Source organism: Bacillus sp. NMTD17 (assembly GCF_002998735.1).
Taxonomy (GTDB): Bacteria; Bacillota; Bacilli; order Bacillales; family Bacillaceae; genus Bacillus.
The window spans coordinates 737167-756916 of record NZ_PVRH01000001.1; the positions used below are offsets into that span (position 1 = coordinate 737167).

The window sequence follows — 19750 nt, forward strand, 5'->3', positions numbered from 1 at the left end:
GTTTCCTTAGGGAAACTTTTATTTCATTCTAAGTGTATGTCCTTCTTTTGTAAAGAGAAAAGCTGCACTTTTTCTGTCAGAGGTCAAACTATCGTTTTTATGTTATGCGGGGAGCGGGGGACATGAGCTTGGATTATTGAAAATCCATGTGGCAGGATTGGGCATAAAAAAACCAAACATTTGCTTATAAATGATTGACAGCTGATCAGAACTCCTCATATAATAAAGATAATTCAATATATGAATATGTGCTCATATATAATATCCACAGCAGCTGATAGGTTTGATTGAATCAGGGAAGGCTACTTATATAGAAAAAGGTGAGAACATGAAAAAGATGAAGGATGAATACGTATTAAGCGGTCTTGATTGCGGCAACTGTGCACGTAAAATAGAAACAGGTGTCAGCAAAATGGATGGAGTGGAAGCTTGCTCTGTTAACTTTGCGACAGGCACCTTGACTGTGACGCATGCAGATAAGCAAGAAACGATGTCAAAGCGAATTGAAAAAACTGTTCAGTCCATTGAACCTCATGTGAGTGTATCACCGAAAGAAGATGGTCATCATCACGATCATGATCACGGGACGAAAAATTTAAAAACGATTGTGCTGAAATTAATTGGCGGTGCAGTCATTGGAACAGCAGCTTTCTTTATACCTGAAGATGGTGTATTAAAGTTCATTATGTTCTTCGCAGCATATTTACTAGTCGGCGGTGATGTGGTTTTTAAAGCGCTGAAAAATATTGTGCGAGGTCAAGTCTTTGATGAGAACTTCTTAATGACGATTGCAACGGTTGGTGCTTTTGTCATTCAGCAATATCCAGAAGCGCTTGCTGTCATGCTCTTTTACCAAATTGGAGAGCTCTTCCAAGGGGCGGCAGTGAACCGTTCAAGACGATCAATTAGTGAATTAATGAATATACGTCCAGAATACGCGAATCTAAAAGTCGGAAATGAAACGAAAAAAGTGAATCCAGAAGAAGTAAAAGCCGGTGACCGTATTGTCGTGAAGCCTGGTGAAAAAATTCCGCTGGATGGGCTCGTTATTGAAGGCTTCTCACTTGTTGATACATCCGCATTAACAGGGGAGTCGGTGCCGCGGGATGTAGAAGCGGGAAAAGAAGTTCTTGCAGGGTTTGTGAATCAAAACGGTATACTTGAAATTGAAGTGCAAAAAGAGCTAAGTGAATCGGCAGTGACGAAGATTTTAGATTTGGTTGAGAATGCGAGCAGCCGAAAAGCACAGACAGAAAATTTCATCACAAAGTTTGCAAAATATTATACACCGGCTGTCGTCTTGCTTGCCTTATTGCTTGCCTTTATGCCGCCGCTTTTCATTCCATCGGCACAATTGTCTGACTGGGTGTACCGGGCACTTGTCTTTCTCGTGATCTCTTGTCCTTGTGCTCTTGTTGTGTCCATTCCATTAGGATTTTTCGGGGGAATTGGGGCAGCTTCTAAACGAGGCATCCTTGTGAAAGGCAGTAACTATCTAGAAGCATTGAATTCTGTGAGATATGCTGTATTTGATAAGACGGGCACACTCACAAAAGGAAACTTTACGGTGACCAATATCGTCACAACCAGTGACAAGTGGTCAGAAGAGGAGCTGCTTTCTTTTGCAGCACTGGCAGAAGCCCATTCCTCACACCCTATTGCAGAATCGATTAAAGCGGCATACAGCTCGCCGCTTGATGAAAGCCAGATTGAAGCATATGAGGATATCGCGGGACATGGAATTAAAGCGACCATCAGCGGTTCCCATGTCTTAGCGGGAAATCATCGCTTGATGGAGCGAGAAGGCATTGCGTATGAAAAAGAAAAAAGAAGCGGAACCGTTGTGTACATGGCGATTAACGGTGAGTTTGCCGGATCGATCTTGATTGCAGATGAATTGAAGGATGATGCAATCGAGGCCGTTTCTGCTCTAAAAGCGTCTGGTATTCAAACCGTCATGCTCACTGGTGATGCTAAGCAAGTCGGAACTGCGGTCGCCAAGCAAATTGGTATCGACGAAGTACATGCAGAATTATTGCCGCAGGATAAAGTAACGAAATTAGAAGAAATTGATCAGAAAAAAGCGCCTCAAGAAAAACTGTTATTTGTTGGGGACGGCATTAATGATACACCTGTATTAGCAAGAGCAGACATAGGAATTGCAATGGGCGGGCTTGGATCAGATGCAGCTGTCGAAGCGGCTGATATCGTCATCATGACGGACCAGCCATCAAAGGTAGCAGAAGCCATCGCTGTCGCGAAACGAACAAGAAGGATTGTATGGCAGAATATCGCATTTGCCCTTGGTGTCAAAGGCATTTTCCTATTACTCGGTGCATTCGGTATTGCGACCATGTGGGAAGCCGTCTTCTCGGATGTCGGTGTCACCGTACTCGCTGTTTTAAATGCGATGAGGGTCATGAAATAAAATTGTAAGGAAAATTTCATGAATACCATCTTTCATAATCGACCCCCTCTTGTTAAAATAGAAGAAGTTGGATAATGGCATTTTTCTAAGCTATTATCCTTTTTCTTTTTTAAGGAATGAAAAAGATAAGGTAGGTGCTTATGTGAGTAAGAAAAATAATCAATCTTCATCCATTAAATTTGCTGTCATTTTAACCATCATCGCAGCTCTTCTCATCGGTCTATTTGTTGTGATTGGGAACAAGAACAGCCAAGAAGCACAAACAGTTGACAGTAAGCCTTCGATTAAAGGACAGCCTGTCATAGGGGACAAAAACGCAGCGGTGCAAGTCGTTGAGTTTGGGGACTACAAATGTCCGTCATGTAAATCATTTGAAACAGACATTTTCCCAAAGCTGAAAGCAGACTACATAGATAAAGGCGATGTATCCTTTTCATTTATTAATTTACCACTGCCTGTTCATGGAGATGGCGCAGTGTTAGCAGCACTAGCTTCTGAAGAAGTGTGGAAAGAAGATCCAAAAAACTTCTGGGCATTCCATGAAGCTGTCTATCAAGCACAGCCAGATAGTGAAGCGGAATGGGTTACGCCTGCTAAGCTGACTGAACTAGCGAAAAAGACAACAAAAATTGATACGGACAAACTCAAAGATAACTTATCAAAGAAAACGTATCAGCCGCAGCTGAACACAGACGATCAGCTTGTGAACAAATATAAAGTGAATTCAACACCAACGATTTTGATTAACAATAAACAAGTTCAAAACTTTTATGACTATGATGAAATCAAAGAATTAATTGATCAAGAGCTCAAAGGGAAAAAATCATGAAGAATAAGCTCATTTACTTATACAGTGCTTGGATTGTCTCTATCGTTGCGACGATGAGCAGCCTGTATTTAAGTGAAATAAAGAAGTTTATCCCATGCGATATGTGCTGGTTTCAGCGCATTTTCATGTACCCGCTCGTGCTCTTACTTGGAATTGCTACGTTCCGGGGCGATGTCAAAGTGAAGTATTACGTACTGCCTTTGGCTGTGATCGGTGCTGGCTTTTCCATCTATCATTATATGGAACAAAAGATCCCGGGCTTTGCGTCGATTCGTCCTTGCTTAAGCGGCATTCCTTGTTCCGTTGATTATCTGAACTGGTTTGGTTTTATTACCATTCCGCTGTTAGCACTTATTGCATTTATTCTGATCATCCTCAGTATGCTGCTGTTAAATGCAAAAGAAGATTGAGAGATAGCCTGCTTTTAAGCGGGCTATTTTTTATTTTTGCAAAAAGATAAAATTTAAAGAAAATTTGTATTGCTTTTCGCTTATGTCAGATATACATTAAGGGAGTAGTGTTAGATGATCAGATCATGTAAGGAGATAAGCGGAAAATGGCATGGGAAGTCTTAAGTATCATTGGTATTATCGCATTCGCCATTAGTGGTGCGATAGTAGCAATGGAGGAAGAGTACGATATTCTTGGTGTGTACATTTTAGGGATTGTGACAGCATTTGGCGGTGGAGCGATTCGAAATCTATTAATCGGTCTTCCGGTGTCTGCTTTATGGTCACAGGGCAAAATGTTTACCATTGCTCTTGTATCCATTACGATTGTGTTTCTTTTTCCAAAGCTTTTGCTCAAGCACTGGAGCACATGGGGGAATTTCTCGGATGCGATTGGTTTAGCAGCGTTTGCGATTCAAGGTGCATTATTTGCTGTGCAAAGAGAGCTTCCGCTCAGTGCGGTCATTGTGGCAGCCATTTTGACTGGAAGTGGAGGCGGAATAGTGCGTGATTTATTGGCAGGGCGAAAGCCGCTTGTGCTAAAAGCGGAGATTTACGCAGTTTGGGCAGCACTTGGCGGCTTACTCGTAGGACTCGGTTTAGCACAAGGAGAGATTGCTTTGTATTTGCTGTTTCTCATCCTTGTCGTATGCAGGGTTTGTTCCTACCTATTCAAATGGCGGCTTCCCGCTAGGTCTTATTTTCTAAATAAAGGGTAAAACGAGAAAAGAGCGGTTTCGCTCTTTTTTTTGTGTTTGATACGAGCTGGATGTCAGCAGGTAATGGAGTTTTCGTGTAAAATAAAAGCAGGGTCTTTTTGTTCATCATTGGAACAATACATGGGATGAAAATTTTGTCAGCTGGCTGAATATCTGGATTCAGCTTTTTTTGCCTAGATGGATTGTTATGTGTTGGTTTCACATTTTGCGGAATACTAAAGAAGCACCTATGATCGGACGGATGAATCAACATGGAATGAACACATCTTTGCATGTAAGCAAAACTTGACGAAAAAATTGAAATAGGAGGGACACGTACTAGTGGAGATTTTTTTGGCAGTGCTCGTATTACTAGCACTCATCGCATCATCTAATATTATCAATCGTTTTGTCCCCTTTATTCCAGTCCCGTTAATTCAAGTGGGCTTAGGAATATTGGTGGCGGCTTTTCCTTCAGGTTTACATATTTCTTTAAATCCCGAACTATTCTTCGTTTTATTCATTGCGCCGCTGTTATTTAATGACGGGAAGCGTACCCCAAGGGACGAGCTGTGGAAATTAAGAGCGCCGATTCTTCTGTTAGCCCTAGGGTTAGTATTTGCGACAGTCATTGTAGCAGGATATACCATCCATTGGATGATCCCAAGCATTCCGCTTCCAGCCGCATTTGCGCTTGCAGCGATTTTATCACCGACAGATGTGGTAGCAGTCAGTGCTCTTTCCAGCCGTGTGAACATGCCAAAGGGCATCATGAGACTGCTGGAAGGCGAGGGATTGATGAACGATGCATCAGGACTTGTCGCTTTTAAATTTGCTATTGCTGCAACGGTGACTGGCGCTTTTTCGATTGCTGAGGCATCCTTTAGCTTTGTCCTGATTGCCGCAGGCGGTCTATTGACTGGATTTATTCTATCCTTTTTTATCATTCGTTTCCGCTATTTCCTCCGCCGGTTAGGAATGGACGATGTCACGATGCACATCATCCTGCAAATCCTTACACCATTTGTGATCTATTTAGCAGCGGAAGAAATCGGTGTGTCCGGAATTTTAGCGGTTGTAGCGGGTGGTGTGACACATGCCATTGAGCAGGATCGAATGGAAGCAAATTTAGCCAAACTGCAAATTGCTTCATCAAACACATGGAATATTATTTTATTTATTTTAAACGGACTTGTTTTCGTTATCCTTGGATTGCAGATTCCTGATGTATCGACGGTCATTTTCCAGGATGAAGCCTTTAATAATATGCAGGTCATCAGTTACATCTTAATCATCACGCTGTGTCTTATGATCCTGAGGTTCTTATGGGTATGGCTGTTCTGGGCAGGGAATTGGAGTGCAACGAAAAAGCAAAATGTGAAAAAACCGAAGCTTCGCGCCTCGATGCTCATGACATTCTCTGGTGTTCGTGGGGCTGTGACATTAGCCGGTGCCTTCTCCATCCCATTTACACTTGCGGACGGATCACCGTTTCCTGAACGGCATTTGATTATTTTCCTCGCAGCAGGCGTCATCTTATGTACACTCATTTTAGCTAGTGTGTTACTGCCTCTTTTATCTGAGAAAAAAGACAAGCAAATTGCTGTGGATTTGGATACAAAGATTCAGCATGCGAAACGGAAGCTGCTAAGAAGTGCCATTAAAACCTTAAGAGAAGGAATGAATGAAGACAATAGGGAAGTGTCTCTTGCACTCATCAATGATTACCGAATGAAGCTGCGCAATATCCAGCGTGAACCGTATCAATTCGGGATGAGAAAACAAGAGAGAAAGATCAGGCTGCACGGAATCAAAGCTGAGCAGATGAAGCTGCAACAGCTCATTGAGGAAGAGAAAATCGATAAAGAAGAAGCCTATGAGCTGCAAGAAAGATTTCATGAGCTAGAAATGCTGTATTCAAACTCCTTCAAAATCCGTTTTTCAAAAGTGAAGTTTCTGCGCTTGCTTCAATGGCTCCAATTATGGCGGCCGAATCAGCACGTTTCCAGCGGCATTTTAGAAAACGAGGGCTCGTACAAACAAATCCGTAAGAAAACGGCTGAGGCTGCTGTGGACTCGATCAAACAGCATATGACCGATGAAAATAAACAAACGTGTCATCAAGTGATTGGTTTTTACAACCAAGTCATTTATCGATGTGAACACGGTCCAAGCTTCTTTCAGCAAAAAGACCGTTCATTTGACCGGAAGAAAAAAGAGCTTAACTTCCAAGCTGTACAGACAATACGAAATGAAATTCAAACTCTGTATGAAGATGGTGAAATCAATCGTGACATTGCCCATCATTTAAGGGAGTATATCAATGACATGGAAGCTGTTCTCCTGACCAATACGTAATGTTGTGATCTTCTCCCCTATGTTTTATGATGAAGAAAGAGAACAAGCAGGGGGAGATCAATGATGGCGTATTATGGAGCAATTGAAGCTGGCGGTACAAAGTTTTGTTGTGCAATCGGCAATGAGCATGGGGACATTCTCGAGGAAATGACGATTCCAACAGAGCACCCAGAAAAAACATTACAAAAGCTCATTCCATTTTTCGAGCAGCATGACATTGAAGCATTAGGGGTCGGCTCCTTTGGACCAATCTGTGTTCAAAAAGACGATCCTTCTTACGGTTATATCATGAACACGCCGAAAGTAGAGTGGAAGCATTACCCGTTCATTCCAGAACTAGAGAAGCAATTACGGGTCCCAGTATCCTTTACAACAGATGTTAATGCGGCAGCCTTAGGTGAATTAACAAAAGGAGCAGCCAAAGGGCTGAAAAGCTGTATGTATATCACGGTCGGTACGGGTATCGGTGCTGGCGCTGTTGTAAAAAACGAACTTCTTCACGGTCATTCGCACCCAGAGATGGGGCACATCCTTGTCAGGCAGCATGAATCAGACCCGTTTGAAGGAGTCTGCCCAGCGCATGGGACGTGTTTAGAAGGACTGGCAGCTGGCCCAGCGATTGAGAAAAGGTGGGGGAAATCTGCCAAAGAGCTCACGGAGGAAGAATCAGTTTGGGCACTTGAAGCTGATTATTTGGCTCAGGCGCTGATGCAGTACTCGCTCATTTTAAGCCCAGAGCGCATCATGATGGGCGGGGGTGTCATGAAGCAAAAGCAGCTGTTTCCACTGATTCGAGAGAAGCTTGCTGCTTATCTCAATGATTATGTAGACCTGCCGCCGCTTGATACATACATTGTCTCTCCTGGACTTGAGGACAAGGCCGGCATGACAGGTGCTTTGCTGTTAGCCATCGAAGCGAAGAAAAACGCCTGATAATAGAGTTTTAATGGACAACGTGAGATAATGAAAAAGATGGAATCTATGAAAAAGGTGGTTGTTAAAATGGTCAAAAGCTTGAATGATACCGTAACACTGAATAACGGAGTGGAAATGCCTTGGTTTGGTTTAGGTGTATTCAAAGTGGAGGACGGCAATCAAGTGGTAGATGCCGTAAAAGCAGCCATACGAAACGGATACCGCAGTATTGATACGGCTGCCGTTTATAAAAATGAGACAGGCGTAGGCAAAGCGATTAAAGAATCTGGCGTGAAACGAGAAGACTTGTTCATTACGTCTAAAGTATGGAACACGGATCAAGGCTATGACAAAGCGCTGGCTGCGTTTGACGCAAGCTTGAATCGATTAGGTCTTGATTACTTAGACCTCTATTTGATTCATTGGCCTGGCCCAAATGCAGATACATTTAAAGACACATGGCGTGCGCTTGAGACGCTTTACAAGGATGGGAAAGTGAGAGCCATTGGCGTCAGCAACTTCTACATTCAGCATTTAGAAGAGCTGTTAAAAGATGCTGAGGTTGTTCCAGCCGTGAACCAAGTTGAATTTCATCCGAAACTGACACTTGTCGAACTGCGTCAATACGCAAAAGAAAAAGGCATTCAAATTGAAGCGTGGTCTCCGCTGATGCAAGGAAAGCTATTAGATCATGACGTATTGAAGGACATTGCTGCACGCTACAACAAATCTGTTGCGCAAGTCATCTTGCGCTGGGATCTGCAAAGCGGCGTCGTGACGATTCCTAAATCAATCAACGAAGAACGCATTAAACAAAATGCAGATATTTTTGATTTCGAACTATCCAAAGAAGACATGGAAAAAATCGATGCGTTAAACAATAACGAGCGCGTCGGCTCGAATCCAGAGACGATGACGGTTGGGTTTGAATAAATGAAAAAAATCCTCTTTCTCATATGAGAAAGGGGATTTTTTATGTACTGCTTCTGCGCACAGCCAAAAGCATAATAAAAGATAAGATCACAATACAAATCGTCCAGGCCCAAGCAAGTTCCATTCGTCCAGAGTCAATCGCCACATAGATAGCGGTTGGGAGTGTTTGAGTTTTTCCTGGGATGTTGCCGGCAAACATTAAGGTCGCTCCGAATTCTCCTAGGGCTCTCGCAAAGCTGAGGACGCTGCCAGACAAGAGGGAAGGCAGGGCAAGAGGTACCGTAATATAGGCAAAGACTTGGAATGAATGAGCACCATCAACTTTTGCAGCCCCTTCAATATCTGACTCAATTGTAGAAAAGCCCGCCTTTGCTGATTGATACATGAGCGGAAATGCCACGACTGTCGAAGCAATGACCGCCGCCCACCATGTGAAAATGACCGGCTGATGGAAGATCCATTCAATCGCGCCCCCTATTACACTATGTTTTCCGAATACGACGAGCAATAAAAAGCCAACGACTGTTGGTGGGAGAACGAGCGGCATCATCAGGAACGTTTCCACAATCATTTTCCCTTTAAAAGTTGTTCGCGTCATCCAAAAGCCGACCGTTGTGCCAAAAACAGTGGCCAACAGTCCGCTGACGATGGCCACTTGAATGGACAGCCAAATGGGTGATAGAAATTCTTCAGTCAGCATAGCCATTACGACACTTGAAAGCCGTATTTCTTAAAAATGGATTTGGCTTTATCAGATTGAAGAAATTGAAAAAAGACCTTGGCTTCCGTTAGATGTTCTGTCCCTTTTACAATCCCTACTGGATACATAATCGGGGAGTGCATGTCCGGATTTGCCTCAGCTGCAATCTTTACTTTTTTGGAAACGAGGGCGTCTGTTTTATACACAACACCTGCTTCTACATTTCCTGTTTCGACGTAGCTTAGGACTTGCCGCACATCCTTGCCGTAGACAGCATTCTTTTTCACTTGGTCCCATATGTTCAGTTGTGTGAAGATCTCTTTGCCATATGTACCAGCAGGAACCGATTCAGGTGTGCCAAGAGCAATCTTTCCTTTTACGTGCCGGACGTCTTGAAAGCTTTTAATAGAGGAAGAGCCATCTTTTGGCACAATAAGGACTAGCTCGTTTTGTATAGCGTCCTTGATATAATCTTGATCAATGTCTCCAGATTGAACAAGTTCATCGAATGGCTCCTCAGCTGCTGAGAAAAAAAGATCCGCTTTTGCTCCTTGAGCGATTTGCTGCTTCAATGCGCCGGATGACCCGAAGTTATTCGTTAATGTCACATTCGGATGTTGCTTGTGAAAGGAGGCTTCAATTTCCTTTAGTGCATCCTGAAGACTTGCCGCTGCTGAAATCACAAGCTCTGTTTTTTTATTCGAATTAGATGGCATCATCTCTGTTTGGCATCCACTCAGGAGCAAACATATGGAGATGAAGGCTAAGAATGTATACTTCATGTTCACACCTCTTATCATTCAATATCATGTGGTTCCCTTTATTATAAGCAAACTTATTTGAGCATTCATAGGCTTTCAGTAAAAAGAGAAAAGAAAAAGCCGCCAAATGGCGACTTTCAGCGTGAAGATAAAAGGGATCGTTTTATCCTGTTTACTTCTGATAAAAACGCAGCAAATTCCCATTGATCACTTTGTCTGATAAGGAAAGCTCTTTATTGGCTTTTTCGATATAAGGCTGACACACCTCATCCTGTTCAACAGGTTCTTTTGTTTTTTGATCATAGCAGGTGTTCTTTGTATAGAGATAATCATCTGTAATAAAGTTCCCGTTTCTCAGTACAGCGAAAGGCGTACGTTCATTTGAAAATAAATCATTGCCGAATTGAATGGCATCCTTCGTTTCAATCCCAAGTAAGTGAAGAAGTGTCGGCTTTACGTCCATTTGACCAGCTGTTTCAGAAATGGTCTGCGGTGCTTGATCCGTGACACCTGGAATGTAAATCAAAAAGGGTACCCGCTGCAGTTTGACCGCATCAAACGGCGTGATTTCCTCTTTATTGAGCAGCTGTGCCATTGCCTCATGATGTGCCTCTGAGATGCCATAGTGGTCACCCATGAGGACAAACATCGTATTGTTATACAATCCTTCTTCTTTCATACGGTCAAAAAACATTTTAACCGCTTCATCTTGATAGCGGACGGTCGTCACATAGCGGTTTAAAATGGTACTGGACGAATCATATTCATCAATAAACTGATCCTTCGGGTCAATTTCAAATGGAAAATGATTGGTCAGTGTAATGAATGTGCTGTAATAAGGCTGCTTCAACTTTTTTAAATGATCAATGGATTGATCAAAGAAGTCGATATCTTTTAAGCCCCAGCCAGTTGAATTCCGTTCATTGACATGATATGAATCGACATCATAAAAACGATCAATTCCAAGCGATTCATACATCACATCACGATTCCAAAACGTTTTATTATTCGCATGAAATTGGACGGATTGATAGTTTTCCTTTTTCAACTGCTTGTATAACGTGTCATATTCGTTGTCACTCGCTGTGAAAAAGACAGCGCCGCTGCTAGAAGGGTAGAGGGAATTAGCGACAATAAACTCTGAATCCGACGTCTTCCCCTGCTCTGTCTGCTGATAAAATTCATCAAAATAAAAACTCTTTTTAGCCAGTTGATTTAAAAAGGGAGTGATGGATTGTCCATTCACCTTTTGATTCATGACAAATTGCTGCGTCGATTCAAGTGAAATGAACACAACGTTCTTGCCTTTAGCAAGTCCAAAATACTCTTCGTTTGGTGCGCTGTAATCAGCCTTTGTGTAGTTTGCTACAGTAGAAAGCGTATCTTCATCTGCAAAGGCCTTTTGTCCAATGCGTGCCGTTTGGGCAGCACCGTCATACAGATGAAATTGGAAAAGCCCGAGGTTTCTGACAATGACTTCACGATCATAAGAGCTTGTCAGAAATCGAGGGTGATCCATCATAGCTGAGCTGACATGAAACAATAAGAAGCTGCAGCAGACCGCATAATACGTTTTGATCGTCTTGAATGACGCTTTTGGGGCTAATGGTTTGCGCTTGAGCAGCCATGCCAGTACCACAAAATCAATGAGCATCAGCACAAAGAGCGGGTGGAATAATTCCGTCATACTGCTGCCCATATCTCCCATGTTCTTCGCTTGGAATAACACGGGAATGGTAATGAAATCAATATAAAAACCATAAAAGATCGTATTCGAGATGAGAATCGCCGTTAGAATAAAATTTGCGGTCAATAAAAAAACCTTTTGGTTGGTTTCATTTAAAAAAAGAGCAATCCCAAACAAAGGGAGCAAAAAGCTAAGTGGATTGATCAAAAGCAGCCATTCATGAAACAGATTGGCCGTTCGTATGTGAAATCCGAATTGATAAATGATGTATGTTTTCATCCACATGAAAAGGATGGAATACACTAAAAACCAGTGATTTTTGAAAAACGCTTTCATTTATGTATCTCCTCACCATTCTGTATTCAGCTGCAAGGCAAAAACACTTATCTTAAACCTACTAAAAAAATGAGGAATGATCAATTCATATCCTGTCTTTTTCGCAAAACTCTTTTTTTATTCTGTTAGAACTGGATTGGGATGGATATGCCGCAGATGACGGCGATGTAATAGCAGGTGACGACGGTGAGAGCAGCTAGTACGACTTGTTCTCCTGTGCTGCCTGTTTTGACATAGAAGGGGAGACGCACTTTAATGGAAGCTGGAAATAAAAATTTAATGCCGTTCACTGTTCCAGCATCAAGGATAAGGTGGCTCGCCATTCCAACGAGTAAACCGGTACTTAAGCTGTCATTTGGAATGTATGTTGTCGCGAGAAAATAAATGATCAGCAGAAATAATAAACTGTGTGTAAACGTGCGATGACCGAACACGCTGCTGATTAGTGTCGAGAGCAACGGGAATTTTCTGCCGATTTTACTTTTTGTATGGCAAAGATCGGGGATCAGAGCACCTGCTGATCCAGCTGCAGCCATGATGACTGGGTCGAGTCCGTAGTAGTAGGCGACGGCCGTTGAGGCGGCGATTCCGCCCATAATGTGTGTTTTTCCTGTCATGATGCGTACTCCTGTTCTATCTTTTGTTCAAGTACTCACTATATCAAGGGTGAATTCATTCAGCAAGGCTTATTTCTAAAGAAAAAGAGGACAAAAGGGTTGGCTGATTGGAAAAACATTCTATAATAAGGGGGAAGTCATGTTGATACTAACGATAAGGATGCGATTCGGATGAGTAATGCAGACATTTTAAAAGAAATTGTTCTCGTACATTATGAAGTCAGCCGTAAATTAAACCGCAAGTTACTTGAGTTAGAAAAAGACATCACGCCACCGCAGATATATGCTCTTTCTATTTTGATACAAGGCAAAGTATCACATGCCGAAGAGCTGAAACAAAGACTCTCCTTAAACCCAGGTGCAGCCTCCATTGCACTCAATAAATTATGTGAGCAGGGCTATATTCAGAGAGAACGTGACAAAGACGACCCCACGCTAGTCCGGTTAGAAGCTACGGAAAAAGGGGTAGCGATTTATGAAAAGCATACACGTCTTTTCGGAAAGGTGATTCAGCATATGATGTCAGACTTCACAAAGGAAGACTTAAAGACCTTTTTGACGTATTTGCAAAAAATGAGACAGACCTTCCATGATGATTGAGCCTTTCCACCTTGTATAATGAGGCGCACTGTAGCACAAATTAAACAGGCAACCGCATTTTATGAAAAGGGAGGAAACAGCGATGTCATTTTTCCAAAAGGATAAAAAGGCGAAAAGCGAGCAAGACCACAAGCAGGTTGATCAGCTGTTAGAAGAAGCAAGCAAAGAGCTAGCAGGCGATCCGCTTCAGGAAGCTGTACAAAAGAAGAAAAACAACGATCAATAAGCAGGTAATAGGCAGAGAAATGATTCTCTGCCTTTTTTCTATGTTTTTCCCTTTGACAGATGTGAGAATGTTTGATAACCTTCGTGTAGTAAAAATGAATAGAAATCCTCACGCTATGTCTCAGTGAGGTAGAGGTTGCGCGGATGATGAGTCACTCATGGGAGAGATGGAATCGAAGATCATGAGAAAAAAGGCATCAGCGCCGAAGTGTAGAGAGAGCTCCAACTTTCTTTATGCTGGGTCTGCATTGAATAAATGCAGGACTGCCACGTCTTTGAAGCGTGGAGGGCTATCCGGAGATCAAGGTGTATGTTTTGAAAAGCATGGACTGTTGTTCAGGCTTTTTTTTATGTTCTGAGTATCTAAGATAAGGGTATGCTGTTAAGAAAGTGACCCATGATGAACATAAAGAATACAAGTCATTGCTTCACGAATATATCAATGAAGATACTGCCGGGTCTGGTCCGAAGTGAATATAACGGAGGTACGGAAATGGAACAGACAAAAAAATGGGGTTTTTGGTTATTGACGGCTTTTGTCGTCGGAAATATGGTAGGGTCAGGCATCTTTATGCTGCCAAGTACACTTGCCCAGCATGCCAGTCCTTTAGGTGTGACGATGGCATGGCTTGTTACAGGTGGCGGTGTGCTGATGATTGCACTTGTTTTTGGGCATTTGTCCATTCATAAGCCGCAGCTGACGGCTGGACCACAAAGTTATGCAAGAGCGCTTTTTAACGATCCGAAAAAAGGGAAAGCGGCCGGTTTTACAATGGTTTGGGGATATTGGGTGGCAAGCTGGATTAGTAATGTCGCAATTATTACGAGTCTTGCCGGTTATTTAACGACATTTTTCCCTATTCTCACCGTGAAGACGGAGATTTTCACCTTTGGAAAAGAAGCGATCACACTTGGTCAGCTGACAACGTTTATTGTATGTACCATTCTTCTTTGGGGCACACATACGATCTTAATTACAAGCTTAAGTGCTGCAAGTAAATTAAACTTTATTACGACCTTTTCAAAGGTACTTGGATTCGTCCTTTTTATTGTTGCGGGATTATTTGCATTCCAAACGGCATTATTTGAACATTATTACTTCCCAGTTGCAGCAGAAGGCGAAGGAGTGCTCGGACTTGGAGGCCAAATTCATCATGCGGCCATTTCCACACTATGGGCATTTATTGGCATCGAATCAGCTGTGATTTTATCAGGGAGAGCATCCTCGCAGCGCGATGTGAAACGTGCAACGATTACAGGTCTTTTAATCGCACTTTCCATCTACATGATTATTACATTGATTACAATGGGCGTCCTGCCGCATGATCAGTTGCAAGGCTCAGATAAACCATTCGTTGACGTGCTTCAGCTCATTATTGGACCGGCTGGCGGAATAGTCATGGCACTGCTTGCGATCATTTGTTTATTTGGCTCGATGCTTGGCTGGATCTTACTTGGTTCAGAAGTACCGTATCAAGCAGCAAAGGCTGGCGATTTCCCAGCAGTATTTGCAAAAACAAACAAAAAAGGCAGTCCTGTTTTTGCTTTGACGGTTACAAATATCATGTCACAACTGTTTATTTTCTCCGTGATGTCCCGTACGATTAATGAAGCTTTTACCTTTTTAACGACATCAGCGACACTTGCGTATCTCATTCCGTATATTGTGTCTTCGATCTATAGCTTTAAGGTCATCATGCAAGGTGACACGTATGATCTTCAAAAAGGGAAGCGAACAAGAGACGGAATCATTGCGCTTGTTGCGATGGGGTATTCCGCTTGGGTCATTATTTCAGGCACAGCTGATTTGAAAACATTTGGACTTGGGATCGGTCTGTTCTTAGTAGGTATTTTGCTTTATCCATTCATGTCAAAAGGATTCGCCAAAGGAACAGAATAAGGTTAACGTTTCTCCAGAAATGGAGAAACGTTTTTTTTATGATGCGGATGTTAATCGGTCCACAATAAACTCAAGCTGTCCTTCTAGTGACACTGGGTCATTAAAGAAGTACCCGACAGGATCGATTTCAAATACGTGTTTATTTTGTACAGCAGGCAGTGATGTCCAAATGCTGCTTTCATACACTTGGTCTCCTTTACTTTTTGAACCACTCCATGGACTAGTGAAAATATAGTCGCCTGCGTATTCTGGCAGCTTTTCAAGGGAAATATTTGCATAGCCGACACCGCTGTCGATAGCGTCTTTTTTAACTGCCTTTGGCGCACGTAATTTCAGCTCGTCATAAATGATTTCGCCTCCGCGCGCAAAGGTGTTTCCAAAGATATAAATACCTTTATCAAAAGGCGACACGATTGAAACGGTTTTGCTGCCGACCGCTTTTGTTACTTTAGGCTTTACCTCAGCTATTTTTGTATCCCATTTTGTGATCCATTCTGCTGCTTTTTTCGGTGTACCTGTCATTTTACCGAATTCTTTTAGCTGATCTTTAAAGGAATATTGATTGTATTTAATTGCAACGGTTGGAGCAATTTTTTTGTATTGATCAAATTTCTCGTCTTCTCCCCAAGCGATAATCATATCTGGCTTCAAAGCCGCTACCTTTTCGACAGAAGGGGTTGGTCCAAGGTTTTTGACACCATCCGTTTTTCCCTTATAGAAAGGGTTTTTAAAGATGGGTGCAGTTGCAGCAATTGGCGTCTTGCCAAGTGTCACGAGGTCTCCATAGTAGCTTTCCGCCAGAAGCACAATTCGTTTCGGATCTTTAGGGAGTTTGACCTCACCTTTGACATCCTGATAGGTGATTGTGTCATTCTGGTTGGCGCCAGATTTTTTATTTGAAGTGCTGCCGCAAGCAGCTGTAAAAAGCATAAGAACGGCTAAGAAAATCAAAAGAAATCCCGATCGTTTTTTCACAAAGATTCTCTCCTATTCACTTTCTTTTGATAATGATTCTCAATTTCAATTATATCGTAACATGATGGGATGAAAAATGCATCGGCTATTTTAGGACCTAAAGAAAAATGGTAAGTTTCTCCCGGTTTTTTGATGAAAATAAAGAAAATGTTCAGAACAATGATTTCAAAAAGAAAAGAAAATGATATACTAGACTTCGAGATTGATAATCATTATCACTAATGAGGAATAGATATGAACGGAAAGGAAGAGACTGGTTTTGGGCTCACAATCGAATAAACAGCTGCCAGCCAAGGACGATGCAATGGATATTGTCACGAAACCCTTTGGAACAGCAGCTGTTGTCATCATAGGAATTATCGCTTTAGCATTTGGTCTTTTTTTATCGGTATCATTAGGAGCAGCAAATATTCATCTTCACACGGTATGGGAAGCCATTTTTCAATTTGATCCACAACAAACTTCACATCAAATCATTCGGGAATTGAGGCTGCCGCGTACAGTTGGGGCTGCACTCGTCGGTGCCTTTTTAGCTGTATCTGGTGCCATCATGCAAGGGATGACAAGAAATGCGCTTGCGTCTCCTGAAATTATGGGTGTGACAAATGGCTCTGCATTTGCGATTGCGATAGCATTTGCATTTTTCCCAGGTCAATCTTCTTTCACATTAATTCTTTGGTCATTTGCTGGAGCCGCACTCGGTGCATCTATTGTGTTTGGTGTCGGTACTCTGTCTAAGGGAGGACTGACCCCAGTGAAGCTCGCACTAGCAGGTACGGCGGTTGGGGCACTTTTAAGCTCCATCTCTTCAGCAATTGCCATCCGGTTTGATGTCGCTCAGGACATGAGCTTTTGGTATGCGGGCGGCGTTGCAGGTGTGAATTGGAGCAACATTCAGGTCATTATTCCAGTCGCTATTGCAGGACTTTTGATTGCGATGATCCTTGCTCGCTCGATCACTGTACTGAGCTTAGGTGATGAATTGGCTAAAGGGCTCGGGCAGTATACGAAAACGGTCAAGGTGCTAGGAATATTGGTCGTAATTCTTTTAACCGGTGCTGCTGTGTCGGTGGCAGGCTCAATTGGTTTTATCGGGCTTGTCATTCCCCATGTCACTAGATTCTTGGTCGGAGTGGACTATCGATGGATTATCCCTTGCTCAGCTATTTTAGGTGCCATTTTGTTAATTTATGCAGACATTGCTGCAAGGCTAGTCAATGCTCCATTTGAAACGCCAGTCGGTGCCATTACTGCGATTATAGGCGTTCCTTTCTTCTTATATTTAGCTAGACGTGAAAGGAGCGGAATTTAAATGGAAATGGTGCAGCAGGCAAAGAAAAAGAAATATAAACGAACGATGCTGATGATCTTTTTAGCCATCGTCGCGGTATTTCTGATTAGTTTAAATACCGGAGAAATTCGTATTTCTCCGATAGATACATTGAAAACATTTTTTGGATTCGGAAGTGAAATGGATGAGCTTGTGCTGTTCGAATTCAGACTTCCAAGAATGATCATCGCTTTACTTGTTGGTGCTTCCATCGCTGTATCAGGAGCTATCTGGCAAGGTGTTTCTCAAAACGGCTTGGCTGATCCCGGTATTCTTGGTGTGAATGCGGGCGCAGGATTTGCCGTTGTGCTCTTTATCTTTGCATTCCAAGGCACGATGTCGAACTTAGGTAATTTGACGATTTTTGTACTGCCGCTTTTCGCATTTGCAGGTGCAGGCTTTGCTGCATTTCTCATCTATGTGTTAGCGTGGAAAAAAGGCATCACACCTGTTCGATTGATTTTAACGGGAATTGGCGTTAATGCTGCGTTTTCAGCAGCGATTGTGGTCATCCAATTAAAAATGAGCCCAAATGACTTTAACCAAGCCATCGTGTGGTTATCAGGAAGCATTTGGGGCTCAAGCTGGACGTATGTCCTGTCTGTTCTGCCATGGATGCTCATTTTCCTTGTGTTAGCGCTTGTGAGAGCACGCTACCTAAATATCATGAATTTAGGTGACCAGCTGTCCTATGGCTTAGGGATCTCGGTTCATAAAGAAAGAAGCTTTCTGATGCTGATTGCCGTTGCATTAGCAGGTGCAAGTGTCGCTGTTGCAGGTAGTATCTCGTTCCTAGGGTTAGCCGCACCGCACTTGGCGAGAAAGCTTGTTGGGCCAAAGCATCAAGGAATGATACCGGCCTCCGCGTTGATTGGCGCACTGTTATTATTACTGGCAGATACACTTGGCCGCGTCATACTTGCACCATCAGAGGTGCCAGTTGGCCTTGTCGTTTCTGCTTTAGGCGCACCTTACTTCATTTACTTATTGATGAAAACGAACTAATGAGGAAGGAGAAAAACATATGAAATCGCTCGAAACAGAAAAGCTTTGTATCGGTTATCAGGACCGTTTGATTGTAGATGATTTAAATATCAGTATCCCAAAAGGCAAGGTGACAACACTGATCGGGCCGAATGGATGCGGGAAATCAACGATTTTAAAAACAATGTCCCGGATCATGAAGTCCCATCAAGGAGCTGTTTACTTAAATGGTCAGGCTATTCATCAAACGCCTACAAAAGAAATTTCAAAACAAATGGCGATCTTACCGCAAACGCCCGAAGCACCAAGCGGACTGACAGTGTATGAGCTTGTGTCATATGGACGTTTCCCACATCAAAATGGATTTGGTCGCTTATCAAATGAAGATAAACGAATCATCAGATGGGCACTTGAGGAAACGGGCATGATCGCTTTTCATGACCGGCCAATTGAAGCACTTTCCGGTGGACAGCGTCAGCGTGTATGGATTGCGATGGCACTTGCCCAGGAAACAGAACTGCTTCTATTAGATGAGCCAACGACGTATTTGGATCTTGCGCATCAGCTCGAGATTCTTCAGCTGTTAGAACGGTTAAACAGAGAGCAGGGACGAACTGTGTTGATGGTCATTCATGATTTGAATCATGCGGCACGTTTTTCTCATTACATGATTGCCCTCAATCAAGGAAAAGTCATCAAAGATGGGACGCCTCATGAGGTCATGACCAAAGAGGTGCTTGGTCAGGTATTCCACATTGATGCAGAAATTGTACTTGATCCTAGAACAAATAAGCCGATCTGTTTAACATATGACTTAATGAATCATGAAAGAAAGCTAGAAGCTGTGAATGGATAATAAAAGTAAAAGGAACTCGGTGGAATAGCCGAGTTTTTTTGCGTCTCTGAAACTTCCTAGTACTGCCATTTTCTCCAGTTGATATTTTTTCGCTTTTATGCAGAAAAGAGGTACTTTTTTACTTTAGACAATGGTAATATACGGTTAGAGATCATAGCTAGAAAGGAAA

General features: G+C 42.6%; 18 protein-coding genes and 1 riboswitch. Of the genes, 13 read left to right on the plus strand and 5 right to left on the minus strand.

What is annotated here, in order from left to right; translation table 11 throughout:
- Nucleotides 1-328: 328 nt before the first annotated feature.
- The 7 genes from C6347_RS03750 (at nt 329) to C6347_RS03785 (ending at nt 8610) form a co-directional block, all read left to right on the plus strand.
- Entirely contained in the window at nt 329-2428 is a 2100-nt protein-coding gene (locus C6347_RS03750) for a heavy metal translocating P-type ATPase (protein ID WP_066031734.1), read from the plus strand.
- A 142-nt stretch (nt 2429-2570) separates the two neighbouring features.
- Entirely contained in the window at nt 2571-3257 is a 687-nt protein-coding gene (locus C6347_RS03755) for a DsbA family protein (RefSeq protein ID WP_060597713.1), read from the plus strand.
- Nucleotides 3254-3667: a disulfide oxidoreductase gene (locus C6347_RS03760; RefSeq protein WP_060597297.1), complete on the plus strand. Its 414-nt coding sequence runs from the start codon at nt 3254-3256 to the stop codon at nt 3665-3667. The genes C6347_RS03755 and C6347_RS03760 overlap by 4 nt, the downstream gene beginning before the upstream one ends.
- Nucleotides 3668-3813: 146 nt before the next feature.
- Nucleotides 3814-4425 carry a trimeric intracellular cation channel family protein gene (locus C6347_RS03765; protein WP_003212961.1) on the plus strand — a complete coding sequence of 204 codons (612 nt, stop codon included), beginning with the start codon at nt 3814-3816 and terminating at the stop codon, nt 4423-4425.
- 321 nt (nt 4426-4746) lie between these two features.
- Nucleotides 4747-6762, plus strand: a complete 2016-nt coding sequence (locus C6347_RS03775) for a Na+/H+ antiporter (protein WP_034659982.1) — start codon at nt 4747-4749, stop codon at nt 6760-6762.
- A 63-nt stretch (nt 6763-6825) separates the two neighbouring features.
- Nucleotides 6826-7695 carry an ROK family protein gene (locus C6347_RS03780; protein WP_060597712.1) on the plus strand — a complete coding sequence of 290 codons (870 nt, stop codon included), beginning with the start codon at nt 6826-6828 and terminating at the stop codon, nt 7693-7695.
- Nucleotides 7696-7764: 69 nt separating this feature from the next.
- Entirely contained in the window at nt 7765-8610 is an 846-nt protein-coding gene (locus tag C6347_RS03785; RefSeq protein ID WP_034659979.1) for an aldo/keto reductase, read from the plus strand.
- A 40-nt stretch (nt 8611-8650) separates the two neighbouring features.
- Here the strand turns inward: C6347_RS03785 and modB are convergent, their stop codons facing one another.
- The 4 genes from modB to C6347_RS03805 all read right to left on the minus strand — a co-directional run bounded on the left by modB (nt 8651) and on the right by C6347_RS03805 (nt 12711).
- Nucleotides 8651-9316 (minus strand): molybdate ABC transporter permease subunit, encoded by a 666-nt coding sequence (gene modB / locus C6347_RS03790; RefSeq protein WP_066030416.1) that lies wholly within the window; start codon nt 9314-9316, stop codon nt 8651-8653.
- On the minus strand, nt 9316-10092 hold the full coding sequence (gene modA, locus C6347_RS03795; protein WP_060597294.1) for a molybdate ABC transporter substrate-binding protein: 777 nt from the start codon (nt 10090-10092) through the stop codon (nt 9316-9318). The genes modB and modA overlap by 1 nt, the downstream gene beginning before the upstream one ends.
- A gap of 151 nt (nt 10093-10243) precedes the next feature.
- Complete coding sequence (locus tag C6347_RS03800) at nt 10244-12094, minus strand: LTA synthase family protein (protein ID WP_066030417.1); 1851 nt, start codon at nt 12092-12094, stop codon at nt 10244-10246.
- A 125-nt stretch (nt 12095-12219) separates the two neighbouring features.
- Nucleotides 12220-12711, minus strand: a complete 492-nt coding sequence (locus C6347_RS03805; RefSeq protein ID WP_060597293.1) for a metal-dependent hydrolase — start codon at nt 12709-12711, stop codon at nt 12220-12222.
- 171 nt (nt 12712-12882) lie between these two features.
- Between C6347_RS03805 and C6347_RS03810 the strand changes: the two genes are divergently transcribed.
- From C6347_RS03810 to C6347_RS03825, 3 genes are all read left to right on the plus strand, one after another.
- Nucleotides 12883-13311, plus strand: coding sequence for a MarR family winged helix-turn-helix transcriptional regulator (locus C6347_RS03810; protein WP_034659971.1), 429 nt, complete (start codon nt 12883-12885; stop codon nt 13309-13311).
- An 82-nt stretch (nt 13312-13393) separates the two neighbouring features.
- The gene (sspJ, locus tag C6347_RS03815) at nt 13394-13537 is read left to right on the plus strand and encodes a small acid-soluble spore protein SspJ (RefSeq protein WP_034659969.1); all 144 of its coding nucleotides are present in this window, start codon (nt 13394-13396) and stop codon (nt 13535-13537) included.
- 121 nt (nt 13538-13658) lie between these two features.
- Nucleotides 13659-13837: riboswitch (Lysine riboswitch) on the plus strand.
- 192 nt (nt 13838-14029) lie between these two features.
- Nucleotides 14030-15436, plus strand: coding sequence for an amino acid permease (locus tag C6347_RS03825; protein ID WP_060597291.1), 1407 nt, complete (start codon nt 14030-14032; stop codon nt 15434-15436).
- Nucleotides 15437-15472: 36 nt separating this feature from the next.
- Here C6347_RS03825 and C6347_RS03830 read toward each other — a convergent pair whose 3' ends face one another.
- Entirely contained in the window at nt 15473-16411 is a 939-nt protein-coding gene (locus C6347_RS03830; RefSeq protein ID WP_060597290.1) for an iron-hydroxamate ABC transporter substrate-binding protein, read from the minus strand.
- 259 nt (nt 16412-16670) lie between these two features.
- Here C6347_RS03830 and C6347_RS03835 point away from each other — a divergent pair, with 259 nt between their 5' ends.
- From C6347_RS03835 to C6347_RS03845, 3 genes are read left to right on the plus strand one after another with little or no spacing between them, the layout of a single operon-like run.
- A complete protein-coding gene (locus tag C6347_RS03835; protein ID WP_060597289.1) occupies nt 16671-17723 on the plus strand; it encodes a FecCD family ABC transporter permease in 1053 nt (350 codons plus the stop codon).
- On the plus strand, nt 17724-18746 hold the full coding sequence (locus C6347_RS03840; protein ID WP_034659961.1) for a FecCD family ABC transporter permease: 1023 nt from the start codon (nt 17724-17726) through the stop codon (nt 18744-18746).
- 19 nt (nt 18747-18765) lie between these two features.
- Nucleotides 18766-19581 carry an ABC transporter ATP-binding protein gene (locus C6347_RS03845; protein ID WP_060597288.1) on the plus strand — a complete coding sequence of 272 codons (816 nt, stop codon included), beginning with the start codon at nt 18766-18768 and terminating at the stop codon, nt 19579-19581.
- The last annotated feature ends 169 nt before the right edge of the window (nt 19582-19750 follow it).